This is a genomic window from Arthrobacter gandavensis, assembly GCF_039528575.1.
Taxonomy (GTDB): domain Bacteria; phylum Actinomycetota; class Actinomycetes; order Actinomycetales; family Micrococcaceae; genus Arthrobacter_B; species Arthrobacter_B citreus_B.
In genome coordinates, this window is record NZ_BAAALV010000007.1 from 328,939 (window position 1) to 354,182 (window position 25,244).

A 25,244-nucleotide genomic window follows, 5' to 3' on the forward strand; every position below is an offset into this window, starting at 1 on the left:
GCTGGGTGCGTCCTCCGCTCTGCGCGGACCGCACCCCGGCAGGTGCCGAGGCCGAATCGAGCTGCCGCAGTTCCCAGCAATCCAAAGGATGCTTAGTGTTGGAGTAGGCTTTATTGGTTATTTCCCAGCACTAGGAAAGCCGAGGAACCAATGGGCGCCAGCCAGACAGGCCCTAGCCAGGGAAGCACCGGAAACGTTTCACATCCGGCAAAAGTCATTGCCGTAACCGTCGCCGCCGCAGTAGGCGGACTGCTTTTCGGTTTCGACACTGCCGTGATCAATGGCGCCGTCGACGCGATCGGCGGCGAATTCTCGCTCAGCGCAGGCGTCCTTGGCTTCACTGTCGCCATCACGCTGCTGGGCTGTGCGGTTGGCGCATGGTTCGCCGGACAGCTCGCGGACCGGCTGGGCCGCAAGACCGTCATGGTCACGGCCGCCGTCCTCTTCGCCGCCAACTCGATCGGCTCCGCCTGGGCCTTCAGCGTGTGGGACCTGATGCTGTGGCGGCTGATCGGCGGCTTGGCCATTGGCACGGCGTCGGTCATTGCTCCGGGCTATATCGCGGAGGTGGCCCCGGCGAAGTGGCGCGGAGCGCTGGGCTCGATACAGCAGCTGGCCATTACCCTGGGCATCTTTGCGGCCCTGCTCTCCGATGCCTGGCTCGCGAACACGGCGGGCAGCGCGTTCAATGAACTGTGGTGGGGCATGGCCGCCTGGCGGTGGATGCTCCTGGTTGGCGTGGCCCCGGCCATTGTGTACGGAATCCTGGCGCTGACGATCCCCGAATCACCGCAGTACCTGGTGCGGAAGAACCGGGATGAGGAAGCAGCGAAGGTACTCCGGGACATCACCGGGGTCCGCGACACTGACAAGAAAATCCGCGAAATCCGGGACAGCTTCGAAAACGAAGAACGGGCCACCTACTCCGACCTGCGCGGAACAATGCTTGGGCTGAAGCCCATCCTGTGGGTCGGCATGGCCATCGCAGCACTTCAGCAGCTGGTGGGCATCAACGCGATCTTCTACTACTCCACCACCCTGTGGCAGTCGGTCGGTTTCAGCGAATCGGATTCATTTACGACGTCGGTCATTACCTCCGTGGTCAACGTGCTGATGACTATCGTCGCCATTGCCTTTGTGGACCGCGTTGGGCGCCGCAAGCTGCTCATGACGGGTTCCATTGGCATGTTCATCGGCCTGCTGGCAGCTACCGTTTCCTTCTTCCAGGCGGATAGCAGCAGCGGAGAGATAGTTCTGCCGCAGCCGTGGGGCGCGGTCGCGCTGATCGGCGCCAACCTGTTCGTCGTGTTCTTCGCCGCGACCTGGGGGCCGGTCATGTGGGTAACGCTGGGGGAGATCTTCCCCAACAACATCCGGTCTCTCGCCCTGGGACTGAGCACGATGGTGAACTGGATCTTCAACTTCATCGTCACGCTCTCCTTCCCCTGGGTCAGCGAGAACTTCGGGTTGTGGATCATGTACGCGATCTTTACGATCTTCGCCGTGGTCTCGTTCTGGTTCGTCAAGACCAAGCTGCCCGAACTCTCCGGCCGTGAGCTGGAGGAGAACCGGGACAAACTGTGACTGATGGTGCTGCAGCGGCTGTGTATCGGCTAGTGAATCCTGAGGAGAATGGTAATTTTGGGTAATGGCAACGGCGAACAGTAATGAGCAGACGGAGGCAGAGCCGATGAACAGCTCCGCAAGCACCAGGACCCAGCGGGCTAACGGAAGCTCTTCCCTCGCTGGACTGACCAAGGTGATGGCGCGGCTGCTGCCCCGCCAGGTCAGCGATGAACTGTCCCTGGCCCTGGCGGAGATGAAGCAGAAGGGCATCAAGGCCGGCGTCGCAGCAGCTTTCCTCGTCGTCGCGCTCCTCTTCCTGGCCGCCCTGGGTGTGGCCCTGATCGCCGCAGCCATCCTGGGTCTCGCCACCGTGATGCCTGCCTGGCTTGCTGCCCTGCTGGTCGCTGCACTGTTCCTGGTGATTGCCGCGATTGCCGCGCTGGTTGGCGTAAACCGGTTCAAGAAGACCATGCCGCTGCTGCCTGAGGATGCCCTCCGCGGGATCCGCTATGACCTTGGCGTCCTCAAGGAAGGCCGCAGCTTCGATCCGGCAACCCTGGATGCACCCAAAAAGCCCAAGGAGCAGAAGCCCGAAGACGGCAAGACAGAGAAGCCCGAGGACGCCGTGCAGAAGCCGACCCCCGAGGAACTTCGTATCCGGCTGCGCCAGCGCCGCGAACACATCGCCGCAGTCCGGGACGGCCTGGGCGAGAAAACAGATGTCAAGAAGCAGATGGCGGACCTCAAGGCCCGCCGTGCAGCAGACCGCCGGAACGGCACTGCCGGCTCGGGCACCCGGCAGGGAGAGGGCATGGCGGACGAAGTCGGTGCCATGTTCCGTGAACGCAAGCAGCCCCTCGCGGTGCTTGGTGCTTCCCTGCTGGCCATGGGGATCCTGCTGCGCAGGCTCCTGCGAAAATAACGCCTTGATAAGGAAGGCAGAAGGAGTTCAGCAGTGATCAGGCTCATCGGCGCCGGGACACGACCGGGCCGGGGAGAGCGGGTCCTGGATACCTTTTGGACGATTCCCAACCTGATCACCATCCTGCGGTTCCTCGGTGTGCCGCTGTTCGTCTGGCTGATCATCCGGGACAACTACGGGGCAGCGTTCATCACACTGGTCATTGTGGGCTCCACGGACTGGGTGGACGGCTACCTGGCCCGCCGCCTGGACCAGGTGTCAGCAACCGGCAAGTGGCTGGACCCCGTGGCGGACCGCCTGGCCCTGATCATCGTGGCCACGATGTTCGTGGTGGACCGGATCGCTCCCAGCTGGTTTATCTGGGCCATCGTCATCCCGGACGTTATCCTGATCATTAACTCGCTGATCCTGTTCCGCGGCAGTCCCAACCTCCCGGTGAGCAACATCGGCAAGATCCGCACGGCACTGCTCCTGGTGGGTGCGCCCATGCTGCTGCTCCAAAAGGTGCCCGGCTTCGATTACGAGTGGCTGGCCATCGCCGGGAACACCGTGCTGGTCCTCGGCTGCATCGGCCATATTGCGGCCTTTGCCGGCTATCTGAGGGCCTCCTGGCTCAAGCACCGGCGCCAGCTCCAAACAGCAGGGGACGCCCATGGTTCCTAGGCCCGGACCGGGAGCACCTGAGACATGACCGCCGTCGCGATCGCCTGCGCCCTTGCCAGTGCCGTCTTCCTCGCCTTTGGTGCCCAGCGCCAGGGCAGCGCGGTCAGCGCAGACACCGGCGGACTGGGCCTTAGCTCCGCCGGACTCGGAAGGCTGCTGCGCAACCCGCGCTGGCTCTTTGGCCTCCTCCTGCTCGGTACGGGCACGGCCCTGAATGTTGCCGCACTCGCGATGGCACCGCTGACAGTGGTCCAGCCCATTGGCTCCCTGGCACTGGTAATCACCACGATCGTGAATTCACGGGACCAGGGCCTGCGCCTGAACCGGGTGACGGTCGTGTCCATCATCGCCTGCGTGGCGGGCAGCATGCTTTTTGTGCTTCTGGCCGTCGGGGCCACCAGGAGCGAGCAGGTGGTGGAACCCCGGCAGGAAATCGTGATCGTGCTGATCCTCGCCGTCGTCGTGGCCTTCTTCGGCCTGTTGAACCTTCTGTTCGGCAAGAGGTTGGGAGCGATCGCGCACATCCTCGGCGCCGGCATCCTCTTTGGCTTCGTCGCCGTGCTGACAAAGACCATCGCCGCTGACCTGCTGGATCCCAACGGGCGGTTCCTGCTCAACGTGCCCTGGTACACGATTGTGGGAATCGCCGTGGCCGGCGGGCTGGGTGCCTGGTTCGTCCAGAGCGCCTATTCCAGCGGGCCGCCGGACCTGGTGATTGCAGGGCTCACCGTGATCGATCCGATGGTGGGCATCGCCATCGGAATCGGCGTGCTCAACGAACTTCGCCCCGATGTCCCCGCCGTGCTGGGCGTCGCGATGGGCGTCTGCGCCGTGATTGCTATTGTTGGGGTGGTCGCTTTGTCCCGCTACCACCCGGACGTGATCAAGCGCCGGGAAATGAACAAGCGGCGGCAGAAGCCCGCGTCCACCCGGACCGGGGCCACCCGCAAGCCCTGATACCGTACGGCCCGACCGCCACAACACCAATAGAGGACTTTTTACGTGACCGAGGAACCGGCAGACAAACCGCTGACCATCCTGATCGCCTGCGACACCTACCCGCCACACCTCAACGGCGCAGCCCAGTTTGGCTTCCGCCTGGCGCAGGGAATGCACGGACGGGGCCACAACGTGCACGTCCTGGCTCCCAGCCCCCAAAGCGGGCCCCCGCACTCCGAGACTGACGGTCCCTGGGCGGTGCACCGCCTCCGTTCGCACGGGGTGCCAACCCACGAGTACTGGCGGATCTGCCTTCCGTGGGAAATCAAGAAGCACATCTCGATGCTGCTGGATAAGGTAAAGCCCGACGTCGTGCACATCCAGTGCCACTACATGGTGGGGGAGTACACCCTCTACGCTGCCCGCAAGCGCGGTATCCGGGTGGTTGCCACCAACCACTTCATGCCGGAAAACCTGGATCCGTTCCTGCCGTTCCCCAAGTGGTTCAAGCGCATCGTCGCCAGGAACTCGTGGCGGGACATGGGCAAGGTCATGGGCAAGGCCGCGGTCGTGACGACGCCGACCCCGCTGGCTGCCAAGGCCATGGTGGAGCACGCCCGGCTTCCGGACGTCATGCCGCTGTCCAACGGAATCGAAGCGTCGACGTATGAACTCCGTGCCGGGGAGTCCATCGAGCGTCCGGAGCACCCCACGGTGCTGTTCGTGGGACGGCTGGCCGAGGAGAAGCATGTTGACGTGCTGATCAACGCCGTTGCCAAGACGCCGCGGGAACTGAATGTGCACGCCGAGATCGTCGGGGGAGGCGAAGTCAAGCCGGCCCTCATTGCGCTGGCCAAACAGCTGGGCATTGAAGACCGTGTTGAGTTCCGTGGACTGGTCAGCGACGAGGAACTGCGCCAGGCCTACCTGCGCGCCGACATTTTCTGCATGCCCGGCACGGCTGAGCTGCAGTCACTGGTTACCCTCGAGGCAATGTCGGCGTCCACTCCGGTGCTGCTGGCCAACGCCATGGCGCTGCCCCACCTGGTGGAACAGGGCCGGAACGGGTTCCTGTTCGAACCGGGCAACAGCACCGAAGTGGCCGGCCGCATTACCGAAATCCTGGGCCTGCCCGAAGCCGAGCGCCGGAAGATGGGCCAGCACAGCCGCGACATGGTGGATTCCCACAGCCTCGAAGGCACACTGGCCACTTTCGAGAAGCTCTACCGGGCGGACAGCCCAGCCTAGCCGCGGCGCACCCCGGGCACTGCTGGATTCGGTGCCCGGGGCTGCACCGGATTAGGATGTTCCTACTGCCTGCCAGGAAACTGCGGCAGTATGCGGGGCTGTAGCTCAGCCGGTCAGAGCAGCGGACTCATAATCCGTGGGTCGTGGGTTCAAGCCCCACCAGCCCTACCCGTACGATGCACCACCTGGCCTGAGCGGCAGGTGCAGTGCCTTCAACACCCCGGTCTTCGGACCGGGGTGTTTTCGTTTTCCGTGGCAGTACTTCCCGTCCCTGCGGTCTGCGGGCTGTCCCGGAGGGGGATTGTGCCCAATGTTACCGGCGGGTAACATAAGGGGCAGCCGGCTTCACGCCCCGGATCGAACTGGATCAGCGAAGGACATTCCATGGCAACTATCGACGTCGATAACCTCCCCTACGCGGACGGCGACTTCTATGCATTCGAAGACCTGCTCAGCGACAAGGAGCGCGACCGCCTTCACGAGGTCCGGTCCTGGCTGGCGGCCGAGGTGAAGCCGTACGCCAACGACTGGTGGAACGCCGGTACCTTCCCGTCCCACATGATTCCCAAACTTGCCGAACTGGACGTCGTGTCCCCGGTCTACCGCCAGGGCTACTCCAACCTGTTCGCAGGCCTCTGCCATGCCGAATTCACCCGTGCTGATACCTCCTTCGCCACCTTCATGGGGGTGCACGACGGACTGTTCACCGGCTCGATCGAGGCGCTGGCTTCCGAAGAGCAGAAGGAAGCCTGGCTTCCGGACATCTATTCGCTGAAGAAGATCGGTGCCTTTGGCCTGACCGAGCCGCTGGGCGGTTCCGACGTTGCCGGCGGAACCCGCACCACGGCACGCCGTGAAGGGGACAACTGGATCCTGAACGGTGCCAAGCGCTGGATCGGCAACGCCACCTTCTCCGACTGGGTTGTCATCTACGCCCGCGACGAAGCGGACAACCAGGTCAAGGGGTTCCTCGTGGACACCAAGACCAAGGGGTACACCGCCACCAAGATCGAGAACAAGATCGCGCTGCGCACCGTGCAGAACGCGGACATCGTCCTGGATAACGTTGTGGTCAGCGACGACTTCCACCTCAAGGGCGCCAACAGCTTCCGCGACACCAACAAGGTCCTGAAGGTCACCCGGCTGGCCGTCGCCTGGCAGGCAGTGGGCCAGCAGATGGCGGCGTTCGACGTCGCCCGCCGCTATGCAGTTGAGCGCCAGCAGTTCGGCAAGCCGCTGGCATCCTTCCAGATGGTCCAGGAACAGCTGGTGCAGATCCTGGGGAATACGGTCAGCTCGATGGGCATGATGGTCCGCCTGGCGCAGCTTGAGGATGAGGGGCGTGCCAAGGACGAGCAGTCAGCCCTGGCGAAGGCCTTCACTACCGCCCGCATGCGGGAGTCTGTGGCGCTTGGCCGCAGCATCCTCGGCGGCAACGGAATCGTCACCGACTACGGCATGGCCAAGATCTTCGCAGACGCCGAAGCCATCTACTCCTACGAAGGCACCTACGAAATCAACACCCTCGTCACAGGCCGTGCAATCACCGGAATTGCCGCCTTCGTCTAGCCGTTCCGGCGGGCCGGCACCGAGCGGGAGCAATACGCTCGGGCGCCGGTCCATTACGAAGGCCAGCGGGTCTGTATAGTCCCCGTCCAGCCGCACTCCCCAATGCAGGCAACTGCCGGGGCAGTGCGGCTGTCCGCTTTCCGGGCCGGAAGCGCTGCGTTCCTCAACCGCGCCGAGGCGCTGCCCGGGCTGGACCGGGTCGCCGGGGGAGAGCTCGCCCGCCACCGGTTCGAAGCTGCTGAGCAAACCGCCGCCATGATCTACAGTCACTACCCCGCGGTCCACCACCCGCCCGGAAAAGCGGACCGTCCCATAGGTGGGCGCAAGCACCGCGTCCCCCGGGGCAGCCGCAAGATCCACACCGCGGTGTCCAGGAAGCCAGCGCCGGGACGGTTTGTCAAAGCCGCGGACCACGGAAGGTGCGGGGTCCAGTGGCCAATGCCATCCCGGCCCGGCGGGTGCAGGTTCGGCCCGGCCGGTTTCGGCCGCGGTCCAAATGCATGCCAGAACCAGGGCAAGAATGAACGCTGTTCCGGCGCCCCGCCCGGAGCGCCGGGTCCGCACGGGCGTTGCCGGAGAAGCGGCACGGACTGGTGGATAAGTCACCGGCGAGGCAGTCGGAGCAGGGCGCGTCATGGGTCTAGTTCAGTCCAGCCGCGGCTGGTGCGGCGTCGTCACACCCGGAGCGGGGGAGGGGAATCCCCTGGCAGCCGGAAGGGACGCGGCTGTGGAGGGAATGAGGCTGAGCGGCGCGCAAAACCGCTCCGGTGCTGTAGTACACTTGACGAAGCAGTTTGCTGCGCGCTGATCCTCCCTGCCCAACCGGGAAAGTCCCTCCTGCCGCCACTGGCGCACCGGAGAACCGCCCGGAGAAGCAGGACGGGATAAGGAGAACGCGCTTCAGGCTGACTACGCGTGCCCCAACTATCCACGCTTTCCGCAAGGGAAAACTGGGTGCGTTCCTGCGGTCCGGTGAACACCGGGAAGGGACGCATGCCGCCCGCCTTCCAGGCAGGGCAGCTGATGGGCACCAGGAGCAGCACCCGCCGGGTGCTTCTATCAACCGTCAATTGGCAGCTCATTAAAGCGTGCGCACAGCGCCGCACTGCTGCCGGAAGGAGTGACGACATGCCCGTCGTTACCATGCGCCAGCTGCTCGACAGCGGCGTTCACTTTGGTCACCAGACCCGCCGTTGGAACCCGAAGATGAAGCGCTTCATCTTCACCGAGCGCAACGGCATCTACATCATTGACCTGCAGCAGTCGCTGTCCTACATCGACCGCGCATACGAGTTCGTCAAGGCCACCGTTGCCCACGGCGGAACCGTGCTGTTCGTCGGCACCAAGAAGCAGGCGCAGGAAGCCATCGCAGAGCAGGCCACCCGTGTTGGCCAGCCCTACGTCAACCAGCGCTGGCTCGGCGGCATGCTGACCAACTTCCAGACCGTTGCCAAGCGTATCCAGCGCATGAAGGAACTCGAAGAAATCAACTTCGACGACGTTGCTTCCTCCGGCCACACCAAGAAGGAGCTGCTGCTCCTCAAGCGTGAACTGACCAAGCTGGAATCCAACCTGGGCGGCATCCGCAACCTGACCAAGGCTCCGTCCGTGGTCTGGATCGTTGATACCCAGAAGGAACACCTCGCAGTTGACGAGGCCAAGAAGCTGAACATCCCCGTTGTCGCCATCCTGGACAGCAACTGCGATCCGGACGATGTCGACTTCCCGATCCCGGGCAACGACGACGCCATCCGCTCCGTCAACCTGCTGACCCGCGTTATCGCCGACGCCGTTGCCGAGGGCCTCATCGCCCGCCACAACAAGTCCGGCAACACCGAAGCCCCGGCTGAGCCGCTGGCTGAGTGGGAGCGCGAACTGCTCGAAGGCGCAGCTGCTCCGGCCGCTGAAGCCGCTGCTGAGGCTCCGGCCGCTGAGGCTGCTCCGGAGGCTCCCGCCGCTGAAGCTCCCGCTGCCGCCGAAGCTCCCGCCGAAGAAGCAAAGTAATTCGATTTTCACTGTGATGGCAGCTGCTTGCTAGCAGCTGCCATTGCGGGACCTTCGCCTGTGCGGCGGGCCGGACCCCCGGCCCGCCGCACAGGCGGAACTGCACCAATACTTTTATTACGGGAGGACTGGAGTCCAAATGGCGAACTACACCGCTGCTGATATCAAGGCCCTGCGCGAGCGCACCGGCGCCGGCATGATGGATGTGAAGAAGGCTCTCGACGAGGCTAACGGCGACGCCGACAAGGCCATGGAGCTCATCCGCATCAAGGGCCTGAAGGGCGCTACCAAGCGCGAAGGCCGTTCCACCGCCGAAGGCCTGGTTGCTGCCAAGGTCATCGACGGCACCGTCGGCGTGATGATCGAACTGAACTGCGAGACTGACTTCGTTGCCAAATCCGCCAAGTTCATCGAACTCGCAGACCGCGTCCTGGCCGCAGCTGTGGAGTCCGGCGCCGCTGACGCCGAGACCCTCCTGGCCTACGAGGTTGACGGCAAGCCGCTGTCCGAGGTTGTCGTCGAAGAAGGCGCAATCCTGGGCGAGAAGGTAGTTGTCCGCCGCGTGGCCCGCGTCGAAGGCAAGACCGTTGATGCCTACCTGCACAAGACCTCCAAGGATCTGCCTGCACAGGTTGGCGTTCTGTTCGCCGTTGACGGCGAAGGTGACGCAGCCTTCACCGCAGCCCACGACGTCGCAGTCCACACCGCTGCCTACGCTCCGACCTACCTGACCCGCGACGAAGTTCCCGCGGACATCGTGGAGAACGAGCGCCGCATCGCTGACGAGACCGCACGCGCCGAAGGCAAGCCGGAAGCTGCCCTGCCGAAGATCGTTGAAGGCCGCCTGACCGGTTTCTTCAAGGAGATCGTGCTGCTGGACCAGCCGTTCGCCAAGGACGCCAAGAAGACCGTCGCCACCGTCCTGAACGAAGCCGGCGTCAAGCCGACCGCCTTCGCCCGGTTCCGCGTCGGAGCCTAAGGCACCGAAACGGCGCGAACGCACAGCGAACGCACGAATGATGGCATAGAGGGGGTGGCCACCGAAAGGTGGCCACCCCTTTTGCCTGTCCAAATCCCCTTATTACCCTTGAACCAGCTGACAAGTTCACTCACCAGCACTGCCCCGGGAGGCATCATGGACCACGCCCTGAAAGAAACCGACACTCCGCGCCGCCGCGTGCTGCTCAAGCTCTCCGGTGAGGTGTTCGGCGGAGGGAAGCTGGGCGTGGATCCGGAGACCGTCCGTTCCGTGGCCAAGCAGATCGCCGCAACCGTCGGTGAGGTGGAGACCGCGATCGTGGTGGGCGGCGGAAACTTCTTCCGCGGCGCCGAGCTGTCCCAGAGCGGCATGGACCGCTCCCGCGCGGACTACATGGGCATGCTGGGCACGGTCATGAACTGCCTGGCGCTGCAGGACTTCCTGGAGCAGGCAGGCGTGGAGACCCGGGTCCAGAGCGCCATCACCATGGGCCAGGTTGCAGAGGCCTACATCCCGCGGCGGGCGATCCGGCACCTGGAAAAGGGTCGGGTTGTCATCTTCGGTGCCGGCGCCGGCCTGCCGTACTTCTCCACGGACACCGTTGCAGCCCAGCGCGCACTGGAAGTCCATGCAGACGAGGTCCTGATGGCCAAGTCCGGCGTGGACGGTGTGTACACTGCCGACCCGAACAAGGATCCCAGTGCCCAGCGCCTGGAAACCCTGACGTACGACGACGCCCTCCGGCAGGACATCCGGGTCATGGACCAGACGGCCATGACCATGTGCAAGGACAACGACCTCTCCATGGTCGTGTTCGGCATGGAAGGCGAGGGCAACGTCACCCGCGCCATCCGCGGCGAGAAGATCGGCACCGTCGTCTCGAACTGAGCCGCCTGCCGCGGCGGCTTCCCCGCCGGCACCCGCAGCGGTATCACCGCAGGTGCCGGGGCGGGAGCCGCGCGGGTTAGGATGGTAGAAGAGTCCAATTTCGCCACTGCACGGTAATTTCCGGCACTGGCATTTTCCGTTCCAATGAGGAGACACCGTGATCGAAGAGACCTTGAAAGAGGCAGCCGACAAGATGGACAAGGCTGTGGAGGTTGCCAAGGAGGACTTCTCGACCATCCGCACCGGGCGTGCCAACCCCGCACTCTTCTCCCGTGTCCTGGTGGACTACTACGGTTCGCCGACGCAGCTGCAGCAGCTGGCATCCTTCGCTACCCCGGACGCCCGCACGCTGCTGATTACCCCGTACGACGTCACCGCCCTGCGCGCCATTGAGCGCGCACTGAGCGACTCCGAGGTAGGCGCCAACCCGTCCAACGACGGCAAAGTCATCCGGGTGATCATGCCCGAACTGACGCAGGACCGCCGCAAGGAATACGTCAAGATCGTTCGCGGCAAGGGCGAAGACGCCAAGGTTTCGGTGCGCAACATCCGCCGCAAGGCCAAGGACGCCCTGGACCGGCTGGTCAAGGACGGGGAAATCGGCGAAGACGACGGCAACCGTGCCGAAAAGGACCTGGACGCACTGACCAAGGCTCACACCGACTCCATCGATGAGCTGCTCAAGCGCAAGGAAGCCGAGCTGCTCGAGGTCTGATGAACCAATCCCAGCCTTCAACCCAGGCTGGCGGCACCCCGTCTCCTGAGGCAGACCCGGCAGCGAAGGGCACGGACATGACTGTTCCCGGTGGCCGCAGGGCCCGCAGTGCGGCTGCCCGTACCACCAAGCCGCGCAAGCCCTCCAAAGCCGGACGGAACCTGCCCGCAGCCATTGCGGTCGGCGTCGTCCTGCTCGGTGCGCTGCTGGTGGGCCTGCTCTTTTCCCCGGTGGCGATCGCCGTGATCGCGGCGGCATTCTCCGCCGTCGGCGTCTGGGAAGTCTCCCGTGCGCTGGAGATCCGCGGCATCAAGGTTCCACATGTTCCGGTGCTCGTCGGGTCTGTAGCCGTGCCCCTGGCCGCCTACTTCGGCGGCACGGAGGCACTGGCCATGGCACTTGCCGGAACAGGCATTGCGGTCCTGCTCTGGCGAACCATCGACACGGCGCAGGACGCGCTGCGCAGCATTCTTGCCGGTGTGTTCGTTATCCTCTGGATCCCGTTCCTGCTCAGCTTCGCGCTGCTGCTGCTGCGTGAACCCGACGGGCAGACCCGGGTGGCGGTGCTGCTGCTGCTGGTGGTTGCCAACGACACCTTCGGCTACCTGGTGGGAGCGATCTTCGGAAAGCACCCCATGGCGCCGAAAATCAGCCCCAAGAAATCGTGGGAGGGATTCGGCGGATCCGTTGCGGGTGCAACCGTGGTGGGTGTCCTCGCCGCCGTGCTGTTCCTGGACCAGCCGTGGTGGTTTGGCCTGGTGCTGGCGGTGGCCACCGTCGCCGCGGCAACGGCCGGGGATTTCTCCGAGTCAATGATCAAGCGCGAGCTTGGCGTGAAGGACATGTCCAACCTGCTTCCCGGACACGGCGGAGCAATGGACCGCCTGGACTCGGTGGTCTTCGCTTCGCCGGTGGTATTCCTTCTCTCCGTGCTGCTTGTTCCAGGCGCAATGTAGCGTCCTTCCGGGGAGTCCTGCCCAGGTCTCGGCCGGGGAACACGTAAGATATTTTCGACGGTCCCGCATCCCGTGGCGGAAACAGACTTGACACCTAAGGATTAGCTGAACATGAACGATGCGAGGCAGGCCAGTGCCCCCTTTGAGCGTGTGAGCCGCAGGGAGTACGGCTACAACGTCCGCCAGGTAGATGATTTCCTGACCAGGGCCCGGAACTACTACAACTCAGAGACACCGGGAGCAAAGGTCATTACCAGCCGCCACGTCCGTTCCATGGCATTCGACCCCGCCAAGGGAGGCTATGAGGCCCAGGCTGTCGACGCCGCCCTGGACCGGCTCGAAGACGTCTTCGCCCAGCGCGAGCGCGACCGGCTGATCCAGGAAAAGGGCGAAGAAGCCTGGCTGCTGCAGATCGGACGCACCTCGGCCGTGCTGCGTGCCCGCCTGCACCGCAAGCCGGGGGAGCGGTTCCGCCGCCCCACCAAGAAGCGAGCCCACAGCTACAACGTGCGTGACGTCGATGCGCTCTGCAACGAACTGCTGGGCTACTTTGAGCACGACCGTCCGCTCAGCGTCGACGTCGTGCGCCGCGCCGTCTTCCGCGAAGCCAAGGGCGACGCCGGCTACGAAGAGACTCAGGTTGATGCGTTCCTGGACCGGGTCGTGGAGCTCATGGCCGCGATCGACTAGATCTCTTTCATCGAGAGGCCAGTTACGGCTCTTACCAGCGCTGGTAAGAGCCGTAACTGGCCTTTCGGCGTTAAGTCAGGGACGGAGCAGACGCTCCGGGGTGTGCAGCCGGGCCAGGAAACGGCCCGTGCCGGCCGGAACGGGGCCGGGGCCGCGCAGCGAGACCAGCACCGTCACGGCGAAGGCCGCGGGAACCGTCCACGCCGCAGGCTGTTCCAGCCAGACGGGGATGCCGCCGCCGGAGACGGACAGCACGCCGCCGGCAACGATCGCACCACCGCAGAGGACGGCGCCGGTGAGCATTCCGGACACCGCACCGGCGGCCGTCAGCCGCCGCCACCAGATCCCCAGGAGCAGCAGCGGGCACAGCGTTGAGGCCGTGAAGGCGAAGACCATTCCCACGCTGCCGGCCAGAGCCTGTGTGTTGGTGAGCAGCGCCAGGCCCAGCGGCACGGCGCCGGCCAGCAGGGTGGCGGCACGGAAACCGCTGATGCTCCCGCGGAAGAACTCCTGGCTGATTACCCCGGCCAGGGACACAATGAGCCCGCTGGACGTGGACAGGAACGCCGCGAAGGCTCCGGCTGTGACAAACGCCGCCAGGAGGTCCCCGAGCGCGCCGTCGAACACCTGCGCCGGCAGCAGCAGCACGGTCGCGTCAGCATTGCCCTCATCCGCCAGCGCCGGCAGGTAGGTGCGCCCCAGGATCCCGTAAAGCGTGGGGAAGACGTAGAAAACGGAGAGCAGTCCCAGCACGATCAGCGTGGTGCGCCGGGCGGACACCCCGTCAGGATTCGTGTAGAAGCGCACCAGGACGTGCGGCAGGCCCAAGGTTCCGCAGAGCAGCGCGATGCTCAGGGAGATGTTGCGGTACACCGAATCCGCACCCGTGGTGTGGCCGCCGAAATCGAAGGCGGCTCCGCCATTGGTCCAGGACACGCCGTCGGCGCCCAGCCGGAAGAGGATAAAGAGCACCGGCACCGCCAGCGCCACCAGTTTGAGCCAGTACTGGAACGCCTGCACGAACGTGATGGACCGCATCCCGCCGCTGAGCACGCTGAGGCAGACAATGACGACGACGGCGGCAGATCCCGCCCAGCCCGGCAGTCCGGTTGTGAGGCCAACCGTCAACGCGGCTCCGTGCAGCTGGGGAACAATGTAGAGCCAGCCGACTGCCACCACCAGCAGGCTGGTGACCCGCCTCGCGGGAAGGGAATCGAGCCGGGCACGGGCGAAGTCAGGGACGGTGTAGGCGCCGGAGCGGCGCAGCGGTGCGGCCACGAAGAGCAGCAGCATCAGGTATCCGGCGGTGTAGCCGATGGGGAACCAGAGCGCGTCCGCCCCGGAAACCAGCACCAGCCCGGCCACGCCCAGGAAACTGGCCGCGGACAAATACTCCCCGCCAATGGCCGAAGCGTTCCACCACGGCTTTACCGTGCGGGAAGCGACGTAAAAGTCTCCGGTGGTCCGCGAGATCCGCAGCCCGTAGGCGCCGATGAGCAGTGTTGCGGCGGTGACGGCGGCCAGCGCGGCATAGCCCACGCCGGGGCTGACTTCCCAGGTCACCGCGTACTACCCCTCATCCAGCAGGTCCTGGAAACGTTTCTCGTTCCGGTTGGCGCTGCGCACGTAGAGCGCTCCGCTGATGATCACCAGCGGGTAGACGCCAAAACCGAGCAGGAGCCATGGAACGGGAATCCCGAACAGCACCAGCGTGCCGAGCTGCGGATAAGCGGCCAGCAGCAGCGGAACGCCCAGCAGGATCAGTCCAAATCCACCCGCTACTACCAGGGCAAGGCGCAGCTGGGACCTGATGAGGGAGGAAAGGAACACCTCGCCTACTTCAGACTGTTCATCGAGTTCCCGGGATACCGGAAACGCCTTCGGAACGGCGCCGGGACGCGGGGGAGCGGTGACCCGGACCCGCTGCGGGCGGTTCTCGCTGTTTATGTTCATGCGGTGGGCCGAACCCGTCCGGAGGCCAGCGTGCTGCGCACTGTCGGCAGGTGCCTGCGGCTGACCGGCAGTTCCTCGGCGCCGATCCGGATGCTGGCCCGCCCGGCGCTCAGCCGGACCTGGGTTATCTGGCTGCGGGCCACCAGGTAGGAACGGTGGATCCGCAGGAACCCGGCGTCGGCCCACTGCGCTTCCAGTTCGGCCAGCGGGATCCGGACAAGGTAGCTGGTCTCGGCAGTGTGCAGGCGGGCATAGTCCCCCTGGGCCTGGACATACCGGATGTCCTCCCTGCGGATCATGCGCGTGGTGGCGCCCTGCACTACGGTGACCACGTCCCCGGCTTCGGCGCTGTCAGTCCCGCCGGCGGCCAGCGCGTCGCTGATCCGGCGGACGGACTCGGTGAGCCTTTCCCGCCGCACGGGCTTGAGCAGGTAATCAAGGGCAGCGAGGTCAAACGCGGCCAGCGCATGGTCCTCGTCAGCGGTCACGAAGACGACCGCAGGCGGGCGTTCCTTCCGGGCCAGCGCACGGGCGATGTCCAGGCCGGAAAGGGCGGGCATATGGATGTCCAGGAACACGGCGTCGACGTCGGAGGTCTCAATGGCATGCAGTGCCTGGGCGCCGCTGGCGGCACGCAGCACGGTGCCGATGCGGGCGTCGGCGCCGAGCAGGAACGCCAGTTCCTCGACGGCCGGCGCTTCGTCGTCGGCCACCACCACGGTCAGCAGCTTTGCGGATTTGGGCATGGAAGACAGACTACTTCCTTCAGGTTTGGTGGCCGGGCTGCGACTTGGGGACCCGCATGGTGATCAGGGTGCCGGCGCCTTCCGCGGTATCGATCACCAGGCCGTGGGCATCGCCGTAAACCTGGCGCAGCCTCAGGTCCACGTTGCGCAGGCCAACATGGTCGCCGTCGGAATGGCCGGCCAGCAGCGCCTGCAGTTTCTTCGGGTCCATGCCCACCCCGTTGTCCTCCACGGTGATTTCCGCCAGCGCACCCGCATCGCGGGCAGCAATCGTGATGTGCCCTTCGCCGTCAATTGAGTCCAGCCCGTGCCGCACCGAGTTCTCCACCAGCGGCTGCAGGGAGAGGAACGGGATTACCGTGCCAAGGACCTCGGGGCTGATCTGCAGGCTGACCTTGAGCCGTTCGCCGAAGCGTGCCCGTTCAAGCAGCAGGTAGCGGTCAATTGACTGCAGCTCTTCGGCCAGCGTGGTGAAGTCTCCGTGGCGGCGGAAGGAATAGCGGGTGAAATCGGCGAACTCCACCACCAGCTCCCGGGCCCGCTGCGGGTCCGTGTTGATGTAGGAGGCAATCGCGTTCAGCGAGTTGTAGATGAAGTGCGGGCTGATCTGCGCCCTGAGGGCCTTGACCTCCGCCTCCATCAGCAGGGCGCGGGAGGTGTCCAGTTCCGCGAGTTCCACCTGGGCGGCAACCCAGTCAGCCACGTCGTTGGCAGCCCTGATCAGTCCGGCGCTGACGGACGGAGCGAAAACGCCCAGGGTGCCCACGGCCTGCGCGTTGACGCGCAGCGGGCAGATCAGCAGCTCGCCGCCGTCCTGCAGTCCCAGTGCCCGAAGGGCAGGGCCCCGGAAAACCTTGGTCCGGCCGCTGTCCAGGACGCCGCGGGCGGCCAGGAGGATCCGTTCCCGCCGCATGGGATTGTCAGGAAGGGAGCCTTCCCAGGCCAGGACCGCCGCAGTGTCCGTCACCAGCAGCGTTTCGCACCTAAGCAGCCCGCGCAGGTGGCGGCTGGCACGGGAGGCTCCTGCCGGGGTCAGGCCGGCGCGCAGATGGCGGGAAGCGAGCGACGCCGTGTGCAGGGTCGCGTACGCCGCCCGCTCGGCGTCGGATCCCAAATCGCGCTGGGACCGGCTCAGCCGGTAGCCCAAAGCGGCTACCGCTGCGAGCGTCAGGACGGCAACGGCGCAGACCAGAGCGACTTCGACGGCAGCGGGCATGCGTCCCAGACTACCGACACCAAGGTAGGGCCGAGGGCACGAAACATGCCGTTTGGCGCACGGATTGCTCCGTTCACCGACGCAGGGGCGCGATAAGTGGCCGCAGATGCATCCGCATTGGAAAAGTGATCCCCATCACAGCCGGCGTGCTGGCGGCCCGGGTTCCCGATGGACCCGCGGTTCGAATGCCGTACCGCCGCACGTGCCCAACCCAAGGAGGAGAGATGGCTGCTCACCAGCCACAATCACACCCCGAAAGCGAGGCGCCGGTCGACTTCCGGGAAGTCCAGCGGTCCCCGCAGTTCCAGGAGCTGCGCAAACGCCAGCGCAGCTTTATTTTCCCCATGGCCGTGGTCTTCCTCGTCTGGTACTTCGCCTACGTGCTGCTCGCTGACTACGCGCACGACTTCATGTCCACCCCGGTCATCGGGAACATCAACATCGGCCTGATCCTGGGGCTGCTGCAGTTCGTCAGCACCTTCGGCATCACCATGTGGTACGTCAGCTACGCCAACCGCCGCCTCGATCCAATCGCTTCCGAACTGCGCGGCGAGCTGGAGGCCAAGGGCGTGTCGCTTCCCGAGGAGACCAAATGAACACCCTCTACATCCCCGCCGCCGTCACCGCCGACGCCGTTCGGGAAACCGGCTGGCTGAACATGCTGATCTTCGGCCTCTTTGTGGCCGTAACCCTGGTGGTGGTGCTGCGTGCCAGCCGCAACAACAAGACCGCGGCCGACTACTACGCCGCCGGCCGTTCCTTCACCGGCCCGCAGAACGGTACCGCCATTGCCGGTGACTACCTCTCGGCAGCATCCTTCCTCGGCATTGTCGGGGCCATCGCCATCAACGGCTACGACGGCTTCCTGTACTCCATCGGCTTCCTGGTGGCATGGCTGGTCGCACTGCTGCTGGTAGCCGAAATGCTCCGCAACACCGGCAAGTTCACCATGGCCGATGTTCTTTCCTTCCGGCTCAAGCAGCGCCCGGTCCGCATCGCCGCGGCCACCACCACGCTCGCGGTCTGCTTCTTCTACCTGCTGGCCCAGATGGCAGGTGCAGGCGGACTCGTTTCCCTGCTCATGGGCATCGACTCGAAGCTTGGCCAGTCCCTGGTGATCACCGTCGTCGGCGGACTCATGATCATCTACGTACTGGTCGGCGGCATGAAGGGCACCACCTGGGTGCAGATCATCAAGGCCTGCCTCCTGATTGCCGGTGCCGGCGTCATGACCGTCTGGGTCCTGGCGATCAACGGCTTCAACCTCTCCGAACTGCTTGGCTCCGCCGTCGAGATGTCCGGCAACGCCGCGATCCTCGATCCCGGACTGCAGTACGGCAAGTCTGAAACCTCCAAGCTGGACTTCATCTCCCTCGGCCTGGCACTGGTGCTTGGCACCGCAGCCCTGCCGCACGTGCTGATGCGCTTCTACACGGTTCCCACCGCCAAGGAAGCCCGCCGCTCGGTGGTCTGGGCCATCTGGCTGATCGGCCTCTTCTACCTGTTCACCCTGGTGCTCGGCTACGGCGCCGCTGCCCTGATCGAGCGGGAGACCATCATAGGGGCTCCGGGCGGCGTGAACTCCGCTGCTCCGCTGCTGGCCTTCGCCCTGGGCGGTCCGGTCCTGCTGGGACTGATTGCCGCCGTCGCGTTCGCCACCATCCTGGCCGTCGTTGCGGGCCTGACGATTACGGCAGCTGCTTCCTTCGCCCACGACATCTACGCCAACGTTGTCCGCAAGGGCAAGGTGGACGCCGACGGCGAGGTGAAGGTTGCCCGCCGGACCGTGCTGGTAATCGGTGTGGTCTCGATCCTCGGCGGCATCGGCGCCCAGGGCCAGAACGTGGCCTTCCTGGTCGCCCTGGCCTTCGCCGTTGCAGCCAGCGCCAACCTGCCCACCATCATCTACTCGCTCTACTGGCGCCGCTTCAACACCCGCGGCGCCGTCTGGAGCATGTATGGCGGACTGGGCTCGGCGATCCTGCTGATCATCTTCTCGCCGGTTGTCTCCGGTGCCGAGACCTCGATGATCGCCGGAGCCGACTTCGCGATCTTCCCGCTGAACAACCCGGGCCTCGTGTCCATCCCGCTGGCGTTCTTCCTGGGCTTCCTGGGAACGGTCACCAGCAAGGATGACGAGTCCCCGGAGAAGCAGGCGGAGATGGAAGTCCGCTCGCTCACCGGCGTCGGAGCGGAAAAGGCTGTGGACCACTAGGTCCCGTTCCTCTCCGGCCGTGCCAAAGGGCGCCTCCCCGAACAGGGAGGCGCCCTTTGTGCGTCTGGACCGCGGCGCCGCCCCGGTTTTGTGCCGCTGGTTTTGTGCCGCGCCGGTGATGGCGTCCCGGCTGGTCTGCGGCGGATCCTGCGGCCGGCATCCTGTGGGGAGATAACGCTGTTTGGGAGTCGCGGCCGGCATCCTGTGGGGAGATAACGCTGTTCCGGCTGCTGCAGAGGGACGTTATCTCCCCGAAGGATGGACGGGGGTGGCGCTAAGGGACGTTATCTCCCCGAAGGATGGGCGGGGTTGGCGCTAAGGGACGTTATCTCCCCGAAGGATGTAGGGGACTGGACCGCGGGTGCGAAAGGGAAGGGGACGACGCCGCAGCGGCAGCCGGGTGCAGTGTCAGTGCAGTGCTCGGGCAGTGTCCGGGCAGCCGGGCGGTGCCTGGCCGGTTTCCGGGCGCGGGACGGTGCCGGGCTGCGAGCCGCGACGATCTCCGTCGCATACAGTGCCGCCCACCCGGCACCGGGGCCTTTATCCGGCAGGCCCGCGCTTAACCGGCAGGCCCGCGCTCAAGCAGGGGTGCAACCCGGTAGGGGATGAGTTCGCCCATGGCCAGGGTGGTGTCGGAACGTTCAACGCCGGGAACGGAGAGGATGGCTTTGTTGACGCGGAAGAGGTCCTCGGCGTCGAGCGCCACGATCCGCAGCAGCAAATCGGCGGCACCGGTCAGCCCATGCGCCTCGATCACCTCCGGAATCGCCGAAAGGTCGGCCGTGATTTCCGCCAGGCGCTGCTGCTGTACATGCACGTGCACAAACGCCATCAGCGGGTAGCCCAGTGCCACCGCATTGATCCGGCGTTCGAAGGAGAGGAAGGCGCCCTTCTTCTCCATTCCGGAAAGCCTCGCCTGCACGGTGTTCCGGGAGATTCCCAGACGCGCGGCAAGGGCCACAACGGTCCGGCGGGGATCAGTGGCCATGGCCCGCAGAACGCGGAAGTCGGTGCTGTCCAGAATCTGCATAGTGCGCAACGCTAGCACGGCCCAGGAAGCGGATGCAGGGCAGTATGCGCAATCGGAGAGCGTGTGGTTGTGCCGCCTGCTAGGTGTGAGTAGGGTCACATCTAACTGGGCAAAGGCGCCCGGCATCAGGTTCGGACCCCACCACCCCCGGGGCCCCAACACGGAAGGATGCGCATCAAAGTGTCCCTGCATACCCCGGTAGAACATCCCGAAAACACCGGGATGGAACCAAATGATCCCTATGTCCAGCTCATCCGCCCCAGCGGCGCGCGGGTCGAGGACGCGTTCTATGCCCGCTGGGTCCAGGACGTCGACGCCGAGGCCCTCCGCGGGCTCTACCGGGACATGGTCCTGGTCCGGAGAATCGACACCGAGGCCACCTCGCTGCAGCGCCAGGGCGAGCTCGGCCTCTGGCCGCCGCTCCTGGGGCAGGAGGCAGCACAGATTGGGTCGGCCCGAGCACTCCGGCCCTCCGATTTCGTGTTCAGCAGCTACCGCGAGAACGCCGTGGCATGGTGCCGGGGCGTCGGATTCGCGGACCTTATGCGCGTGTGGCGCGGCAATGCGGCCGGCGGCTGGGACCCCTATACGGTCAACATGGCACCCACCCAGGTGATCATCGGGGCACAGGCCCTGCACGCGGCCGGCTACGCGATGGGGATTGCCCAGGACGGCGCGGACGACGCCGCGATCAGCTATTTCGGCGACGGCGCCACCAGCCAGGGAGACGTCAACGAGGCCATGGTCTTTGCCGCGAGCTTCCAGGCCCCGGTGATTTTCTTCTGCCAGAACAACCAGTGGGCCATCTCCGAACCCGTGGGACTGCAGGCTGCCATTCCGCTGGCCAACCGCGCCCCCGGATTCGGCATCCCGTCCATTCGGGTGGACGGCAATGACGTGCTTGCCGTCCTGGCGGCCACCCGTGAGGCGCTGGACCGTGCGCGCAGCGGCGGCGGACCTACCTTCATTGAGGCCGTGACGTACCGGATGGGTCCGCACACCACCGCCGATGACCCGACCCGTTACCGCGACGCCGCGGAAGTGGATCACTGGCGGCTCAGGGACCCCATCACCAGGCTGGGGGCCCTGCTGCAGAATGAGGGGCAGGCGGACGAAGCGTTCCTGGCCTCCGTGGAGGCCGACGCCGATGCGCTCGCCGCCGCGCTCCGGGAAGCCTGCCTGGCCCTGCCGGACCCCGGTCCTGCGGACGTGTTCGCCCATGTCTATGCCGAGCCCAACGCATGGCTGGAGCGCCAGCAGGAGCAGTACACGGCTTACCTGGCCATGATGGACGGGCCCGCGGAAGGACAGAGCCGATGAGCAGCATGACCTTTGGCCGAGCGATCACGGCCGGATTGAACGACGCACTGGCGGCGGACCCCAAAGTGGTGCTGATGGGAGAAGACATCGGGAAGCTGGGCGGAGTCTTCCGGATCACTGACGGGCTCCAGGCGCAGTTTGGGCCCCAACGTGTGATGGACACTCCGCTCGCCGAATCCGGGATCATGGGCACCGCCGTCGGGCTGGCCTACCGCGGTTACCGCCCCGTGGTGGAAATCCAGTTCGACGGGTTCATCTACCCGGCATTCGACCAGATTGTCTCCCAGGTCGCCAAGATGCATTACCGGACCCGGGGCGCGGTGAAGATGCCCCTGACCATCCGGGTGCCGTTCGGCGGCGGAATCGGTTCGCCGGAACACCATTCCGAGTCGCCGGAGGCTTACTTCACGCACACATCCGGGCTGCGGGTAGTCAGCGTATCCAACCCCCAGGATGCCTACACCATGATCCGCCAGGCCATCGCCTGCGATGATCCGGTGCTCTACTTCGAACCCAAGCGGCGATACCACACCAAGGGAGAGGTTGTGCAGACCCTGGAAGGTGCGCTGCCGATGGGGACGGCCAGGGTGGCGGCTGCGGGAACCGACGTCACCCTGGTGGCTTACGGGCCGCTGGTCATGACAGCGCTGGATGCGGCCACGGCTGCGGGGGATGAGGGCATCTCCGTGGAAGTGATCGACCTGCGTTCCCTGGCGCCTGTGGACTACGCGGCAGTGGAGGCCTCTGTCCGCAGGACCGGGCGCCTGGTGATCACGCATGAAGCCGCGCAGTCCGGCGGTCTCGGAGCCGAAATTGCTGCCAGCATCACCGAGCGCTGCTTCGATTTCCTGGAGTACGCACCGGTTCGGGTGACGGGCTTCGACATCCCGTACCCGCCCGCTCGCCTGGAAAAGCACCACCTCCCCGATTTGGACCGGATCCTGGACGGGGTGGACCGTGTGATGCGGAGGCCTAACTCCCTGGCGCCGTCGGCTGTCCTGGAAGGGGCCGGGCGATGATCCGCGAATTCCGCCTCCCGGATCTGGGCGAAGGCCTCACCGAATCCGAGATCCTCTCCTGGCGGGTAACCGAAGGCCAGAGCGTGACGCTGAACCAGGTCATTGCCGAAGTGGAGACCGCGAAGGCCGTGGTCGAGCTGCCGTCCCCGTTTGAGGGCGTGGTGGCCCGCCTGCATGAGGCCGAAGGCACCGTGGTGGAGGTGGGGTCGGCGATCATTAGCTTCGACGTACCGGACGCCGCCGGCGCCGGTCTTCCGGCAGCGCCGGCAGACGAGGCCGGGGTGCAGCGCCGCCAGCCGACCCTCGTGGGGTACGGAGCAGAGCCCGACAAGGCGGGGCGTCCGGCCCGGCGCGCGCGCCGGGGCTTCAGCGGCACGGAATCTGCCCTCCAGCCGGCGCCCGCCGTGCAGGTGGCGGAAGCCCCGGCGCCGGCAGCCGGGACGGGAATCCCGGCGAACGCCGTTGACTCTCCGGTGCAGGAACGGCCGCGGTCCACTCCGCCGGTCCGCAAGCTCGCCCGTGACCTCGGCATCGACCTGTCCACGGTGGACGGTACCGGGCCACAGGGGCGGATCCTGCGCGGTGACGTGGAAGCTGCGCTGCTGCGCAGTTCCGCCGAACCGTACCGGAACCCGCAGCAATCACAACCGGTGGTCGCGGATGCTCCGCACCTGGGCCAGGGGCGGGAGGAACGGATCCCCATTGCGGGCATCCGCAAACACACGGCAGCGGCCATGGTGGCCAGCGCCTTCACGGCACCGCACGCCACGGTGTTCCTCACCGTGGATGTGACGCCCTCGATGAACCTGCTGGAGAAGCTCCGCGGGCGCAAGGAATACGACGGCGTCCGGCTGACACCGCTGGTCCTGGCCGCCAAAGCCGTCTGCCTTGCGCTGCGGCGCCACCCGGCGCTGAATGCCCGCTGGGACGAAGCTGCGCGGGAGATTGTCCGCTACCGCTACGTGAACCTCGGTATCGCCGCGGCCACGCCCAGGGGTCTGCTGGTTCCCAACATCAAGGACGCGCAGGACCTGGGGCTGCGTGAGCTGGCACTGGCCATTTCGGACCTGGCCGGAACTGCCCGGGACGGGCGGACACCTCCGGCAGCACTGGCCGGCGGCACAGTGTCAATCTCGAACGTGGGTGTCTTCGGCGTTGATGCCGGCACGCCCATCCTGAACCCGGGCGAAGCTGCGATCCTGGCACTGGGTGCGGTCCGGAAGCAGCCGTGGGAGCACGAGGGCGGCATCGCCCTGCGCCAGGTCACCACGCTCAGCCTTTCCTTCGACCACCGGCTGGTGGACGGGGCGGAAGGCGCCGCATTCCTGCGCGATATCGGTGAAGTGCTCGCTGAACCCGCAATGGTCCTGGCGATGGACTGAGGAACCACCGCCGTTAAGGGCAGCAGGGCCCCCTTTTCCGCCGTCCGCGGGAAAAGGGGCCCTGCTGCAGTAAAAAATGTGTGGCTAGGCCAGTTCGAGCTCTAGTTCGCGCACTACAGCGCCGCGGGCGTTCGCAAAGGTCTGGGCCTCACCGATGACCTTGAAGCCGTACCGTTCCAGGATGCGGATGGAGCTCACGTTGTCTGCGACAGCCCGCGCACGGACGGGACGCTCGGGGAACTCTTCGAGGAACAGGCCCACGGCCGCCGTCGTAATTCCCTGTCCCCAGCGTGCGCGGTCGATCCAGTAGCTGATTTCGGGGATGCTGCCGTCCCGGTAGGCCAGGATGGATCCCACCACGTCCCCGTCGGCAACGATGGTGCGCACGGTGATGCCGGAGTCGCTGAGGATCTGCTGCCAGTGGAGGTCGAAGACACCCCGGTCCGCAGGATTCTTGGCGGCAAAGGCAGCCATATGGTTGGCGCCCGGGTCCAGCTGATGGCTGAAGAACTCATCAACGTCGCCCGGTTCTACGGCACGAAGCTCAATCACGGCAGGTCTTTCTGCTCGGGGGTTTTTCTTAGCCTACTAGGCATTCAGTGCGGCCCATGCCATGCGTTCGAGCAGGGCGCGCAGTTTGACCGTTTCACGGGCCGTGGTTTTGCTGGTCAGCGTGTGGGAGGTCGAGTTGATCAGCCCGAAGACGGCCTGCGCCCGGTGGCGCAGCAGCGCAAGTTCAGCCTTGGGATGCAGGGCCGAGATGGCGTCCACCCAGACCTCCACATACTGGCGCTGGAGCTGGCGGACAGTGCGCTCGTCCTCTTCGGGAAGACTGGCGAGGTCGCGGTCCTGGACCCGAATGACGTTCGACTGGCGCAGGGCGAAGTCCACCTGGAATTCGATCAGCCCGCTGAGGGCCACTTCTGCGGTGTCAGACTCGGCAACGACGGCGATGCCCCCTTCCAGCAGGTCCTTGCTGACACCGATCAGCAGTGCGGAGAGCAGGGCGGGTTTGCCGCTGAAATGGCGGTAGACGGCCGGCCCGCTGACACCCGCAGCGGCACCGAGTTCCTCAATGGAGACACCGTTGTAGCCCTTCTCCGCGAACAGCGCGGCCGCGGCGTCCAGCATCGCTGCACGCCGGGAGGCCTTAGCGGCGCTCCGGCCCGTAGCGGTGCGCGGGGTGCTCTTAGTGGAATCCATGCCTGCCTTTCCGCGGTTTTG

Annotated in this window: 24 protein-coding genes, 1 tRNA gene and 1 pseudogene; 18 read left to right on the plus strand and 8 right to left on the minus strand. The window is 65.6% G+C overall.

The genetic code is table 11. The features are described 5' to 3' along the window. The first annotated feature begins 150 nt into the window (after positions 1–150). The 7 genes from ABFX29_RS14975 (at position 151) to ABFX29_RS15005 (ending at position 6,907) form a co-directional block, all read left to right on the plus strand. Positions 151–1,584, plus strand: coding sequence for a sugar porter family MFS transporter (locus ABFX29_RS14975; RefSeq protein ID WP_152228547.1), 1,434 nt, complete (start codon positions 151–153; stop codon positions 1,582–1,584). Positions 1,585–1,648: 64 nt separating this feature from the next. Beyond that, complete coding sequence (locus ABFX29_RS14980) at positions 1,649–2,488, plus strand: phage holin family protein (RefSeq protein ID WP_246167562.1); 840 nt, start codon at positions 1,649–1,651, stop codon at positions 2,486–2,488. 33 nt (positions 2,489–2,521) lie between these two features. After that, positions 2,522–3,151, plus strand: a complete 630-nt coding sequence (locus ABFX29_RS14985; protein WP_246167560.1) for a CDP-alcohol phosphatidyltransferase family protein — start codon at positions 2,522–2,524, stop codon at positions 3,149–3,151. Between the two features lie 24 nt (positions 3,152–3,175). Next, positions 3,176–4,108 carry a DMT family transporter gene (locus ABFX29_RS14990; RefSeq protein ID WP_152228546.1) on the plus strand — a complete coding sequence of 311 codons (933 nt, stop codon included), beginning with the start codon at positions 3,176–3,178 and terminating at the stop codon, positions 4,106–4,108. A 45-nt stretch (positions 4,109–4,153) separates the two neighbouring features. After that, the gene (locus tag ABFX29_RS14995) at positions 4,154–5,338 is read left to right on the plus strand and encodes a glycosyltransferase (RefSeq protein ID WP_152228545.1); all 1,185 of its coding nucleotides are present in this window, start codon (positions 4,154–4,156) and stop codon (positions 5,336–5,338) included. Positions 5,339–5,432: 94 nt separating this feature from the next. After that, a tRNA-Ile gene (locus tag ABFX29_RS15000) sits at positions 5,433–5,506 on the plus strand. A gap of 216 nt (positions 5,507–5,722) precedes the next feature. After that, positions 5,723–6,907, plus strand: coding sequence for an acyl-CoA dehydrogenase family protein (locus tag ABFX29_RS15005; protein WP_152228544.1), 1,185 nt, complete (start codon positions 5,723–5,725; stop codon positions 6,905–6,907). A gap of 78 nt (positions 6,908–6,985) precedes the next feature. Here the strand turns inward: ABFX29_RS15005 and ABFX29_RS15010 are convergent. Next, positions 6,986–7,543, minus strand: a pseudogene (locus tag ABFX29_RS15010) (M23 family metallopeptidase); the annotation flags it as partial. Between the two features lie 492 nt (positions 7,544–8,035). On the opposite strand from ABFX29_RS15010, the gene rpsB reads away from it, so the two are divergent. The 6 genes from rpsB to ABFX29_RS15040 all read left to right on the plus strand — a co-directional run bounded on the left by rpsB (position 8,036) and on the right by ABFX29_RS15040 (position 13,139). Continuing rightward, a complete protein-coding gene (gene rpsB / locus ABFX29_RS15015) occupies positions 8,036–8,911 on the plus strand; it encodes a 30S ribosomal protein S2 (protein ID WP_152228543.1) in 876 nt (291 codons plus the stop codon). A gap of 139 nt (positions 8,912–9,050) precedes the next feature. After that, the gene (tsf, locus tag ABFX29_RS15020; RefSeq protein WP_152228542.1) at positions 9,051–9,890 is read left to right on the plus strand and encodes a translation elongation factor Ts; all 840 of its coding nucleotides are present in this window, start codon (positions 9,051–9,053) and stop codon (positions 9,888–9,890) included. A 156-nt stretch (positions 9,891–10,046) separates the two neighbouring features. Then, positions 10,047–10,778, plus strand: coding sequence for a UMP kinase (gene pyrH / locus ABFX29_RS15025; RefSeq protein ID WP_152228541.1), 732 nt, complete (start codon positions 10,047–10,049; stop codon positions 10,776–10,778). A 157-nt stretch (positions 10,779–10,935) separates the two neighbouring features. Then, positions 10,936–11,493: a ribosome recycling factor gene (gene frr, locus ABFX29_RS15030; protein WP_055240405.1), complete on the plus strand. Its 558-nt coding sequence runs from the start codon at positions 10,936–10,938 to the stop codon at positions 11,491–11,493. Next, positions 11,493–12,449, plus strand: a complete 957-nt coding sequence (locus ABFX29_RS15035) for a phosphatidate cytidylyltransferase (RefSeq protein WP_152228540.1) — start codon at positions 11,493–11,495, stop codon at positions 12,447–12,449. The genes frr and ABFX29_RS15035 overlap by 1 nt, the downstream gene beginning before the upstream one ends. Positions 12,450–12,560: 111 nt before the next feature. Continuing rightward, positions 12,561–13,139: a DivIVA domain-containing protein gene (locus ABFX29_RS15040; RefSeq protein WP_211372396.1), complete on the plus strand. Its 579-nt coding sequence runs from the start codon at positions 12,561–12,563 to the stop codon at positions 13,137–13,139. A gap of 75 nt (positions 13,140–13,214) precedes the next feature. On the opposite strand, the gene ABFX29_RS15045 is transcribed toward ABFX29_RS15040, so the two are convergent. The 4 genes from ABFX29_RS15045 to ABFX29_RS15060 are packed head-to-tail and all read right to left on the minus strand — an operon-like array spanning position 13,215 to position 17,054. Continuing rightward, the gene (locus ABFX29_RS15045; protein WP_152228538.1) at positions 13,215–14,702 is read right to left on the minus strand and encodes a sodium/solute symporter; all 1,488 of its coding nucleotides are present in this window, start codon (positions 14,700–14,702) and stop codon (positions 13,215–13,217) included. Between the two features lie 6 nt (positions 14,703–14,708). Then, positions 14,709–15,092 carry a hypothetical protein gene (locus ABFX29_RS15050; protein ID WP_152228537.1) on the minus strand — a complete coding sequence of 128 codons (384 nt, stop codon included), beginning with the start codon at positions 15,090–15,092 and terminating at the stop codon, positions 14,709–14,711. Next, positions 15,089–15,820 carry a LytR/AlgR family response regulator transcription factor gene (locus tag ABFX29_RS15055; RefSeq protein WP_152228785.1) on the minus strand — a complete coding sequence of 244 codons (732 nt, stop codon included), beginning with the start codon at positions 15,818–15,820 and terminating at the stop codon, positions 15,089–15,091. Before ABFX29_RS15055 ends, ABFX29_RS15050 begins: the two co-directional genes overlap by 4 nt. Before the next feature lie 37 nt (positions 15,821–15,857). Then, positions 15,858–17,054, minus strand: coding sequence for a sensor histidine kinase (locus tag ABFX29_RS15060; protein WP_152228536.1), 1,197 nt, complete (start codon positions 17,052–17,054; stop codon positions 15,858–15,860). Positions 17,055–17,278: 224 nt separating this feature from the next. Here ABFX29_RS15060 and ABFX29_RS15065 point away from each other — a divergent pair, with 224 nt between their 5' ends. Together ABFX29_RS15065 and ABFX29_RS15070 are read left to right on the plus strand one after the other, a co-directional pair. Next, positions 17,279–17,650, plus strand: coding sequence for a DUF485 domain-containing protein (locus ABFX29_RS15065; protein ID WP_152228535.1), 372 nt, complete (start codon positions 17,279–17,281; stop codon positions 17,648–17,650). Beyond that, complete coding sequence (locus ABFX29_RS15070; protein WP_055240412.1) at positions 17,647–19,269, plus strand: solute symporter family protein; 1,623 nt, start codon at positions 17,647–17,649, stop codon at positions 19,267–19,269. Before ABFX29_RS15065 ends, ABFX29_RS15070 begins: the two co-directional genes overlap by 4 nt. Positions 19,270–19,828: 559 nt before the next feature. Here ABFX29_RS15070 and ABFX29_RS15075 read toward each other — a convergent pair. Then, the gene (locus tag ABFX29_RS15075; RefSeq protein ID WP_152228534.1) at positions 19,829–20,299 is read right to left on the minus strand and encodes an Lrp/AsnC family transcriptional regulator; all 471 of its coding nucleotides are present in this window, start codon (positions 20,297–20,299) and stop codon (positions 19,829–19,831) included. Positions 20,300–20,467: 168 nt separating this feature from the next. On the opposite strand from ABFX29_RS15075, the gene pdhA reads away from it, so the two are divergent. The 3 genes from pdhA to ABFX29_RS15090 are packed head-to-tail and all read left to right on the plus strand — an operon-like array spanning position 20,468 to position 24,020. Continuing rightward, complete coding sequence (gene pdhA / locus ABFX29_RS15080) at positions 20,468–21,619, plus strand: pyruvate dehydrogenase (acetyl-transferring) E1 component subunit alpha (RefSeq protein WP_152228533.1); 1,152 nt, start codon at positions 20,468–20,470, stop codon at positions 21,617–21,619. Further along, entirely contained in the window at positions 21,616–22,638 is a 1,023-nt protein-coding gene (locus ABFX29_RS15085) for an alpha-ketoacid dehydrogenase subunit beta (RefSeq protein ID WP_152228532.1), read from the plus strand. The genes pdhA and ABFX29_RS15085 overlap by 4 nt, the downstream gene beginning before the upstream one ends. After that, complete coding sequence (locus tag ABFX29_RS15090) at positions 22,635–24,020, plus strand: dihydrolipoamide acetyltransferase family protein (RefSeq protein WP_152228531.1); 1,386 nt, start codon at positions 22,635–22,637, stop codon at positions 24,018–24,020. Before ABFX29_RS15085 ends, ABFX29_RS15090 begins: the two co-directional genes overlap by 4 nt. 84 nt (positions 24,021–24,104) lie before the next feature. On the opposite strand, the gene ABFX29_RS15095 is transcribed toward ABFX29_RS15090, so the two are convergent. Further along, the gene (locus tag ABFX29_RS15095) at positions 24,105–24,572 is read right to left on the minus strand and encodes a GNAT family N-acetyltransferase (protein WP_152228530.1); all 468 of its coding nucleotides are present in this window, start codon (positions 24,570–24,572) and stop codon (positions 24,105–24,107) included. Positions 24,573–24,608: 36 nt separating this feature from the next. Further along, on the minus strand, positions 24,609–25,223 hold the full coding sequence (locus ABFX29_RS15100; RefSeq protein WP_152228529.1) for a TetR/AcrR family transcriptional regulator: 615 nt from the start codon (positions 25,221–25,223) through the stop codon (positions 24,609–24,611). Positions 25,224–25,244 lie beyond the last annotated feature (21 nt).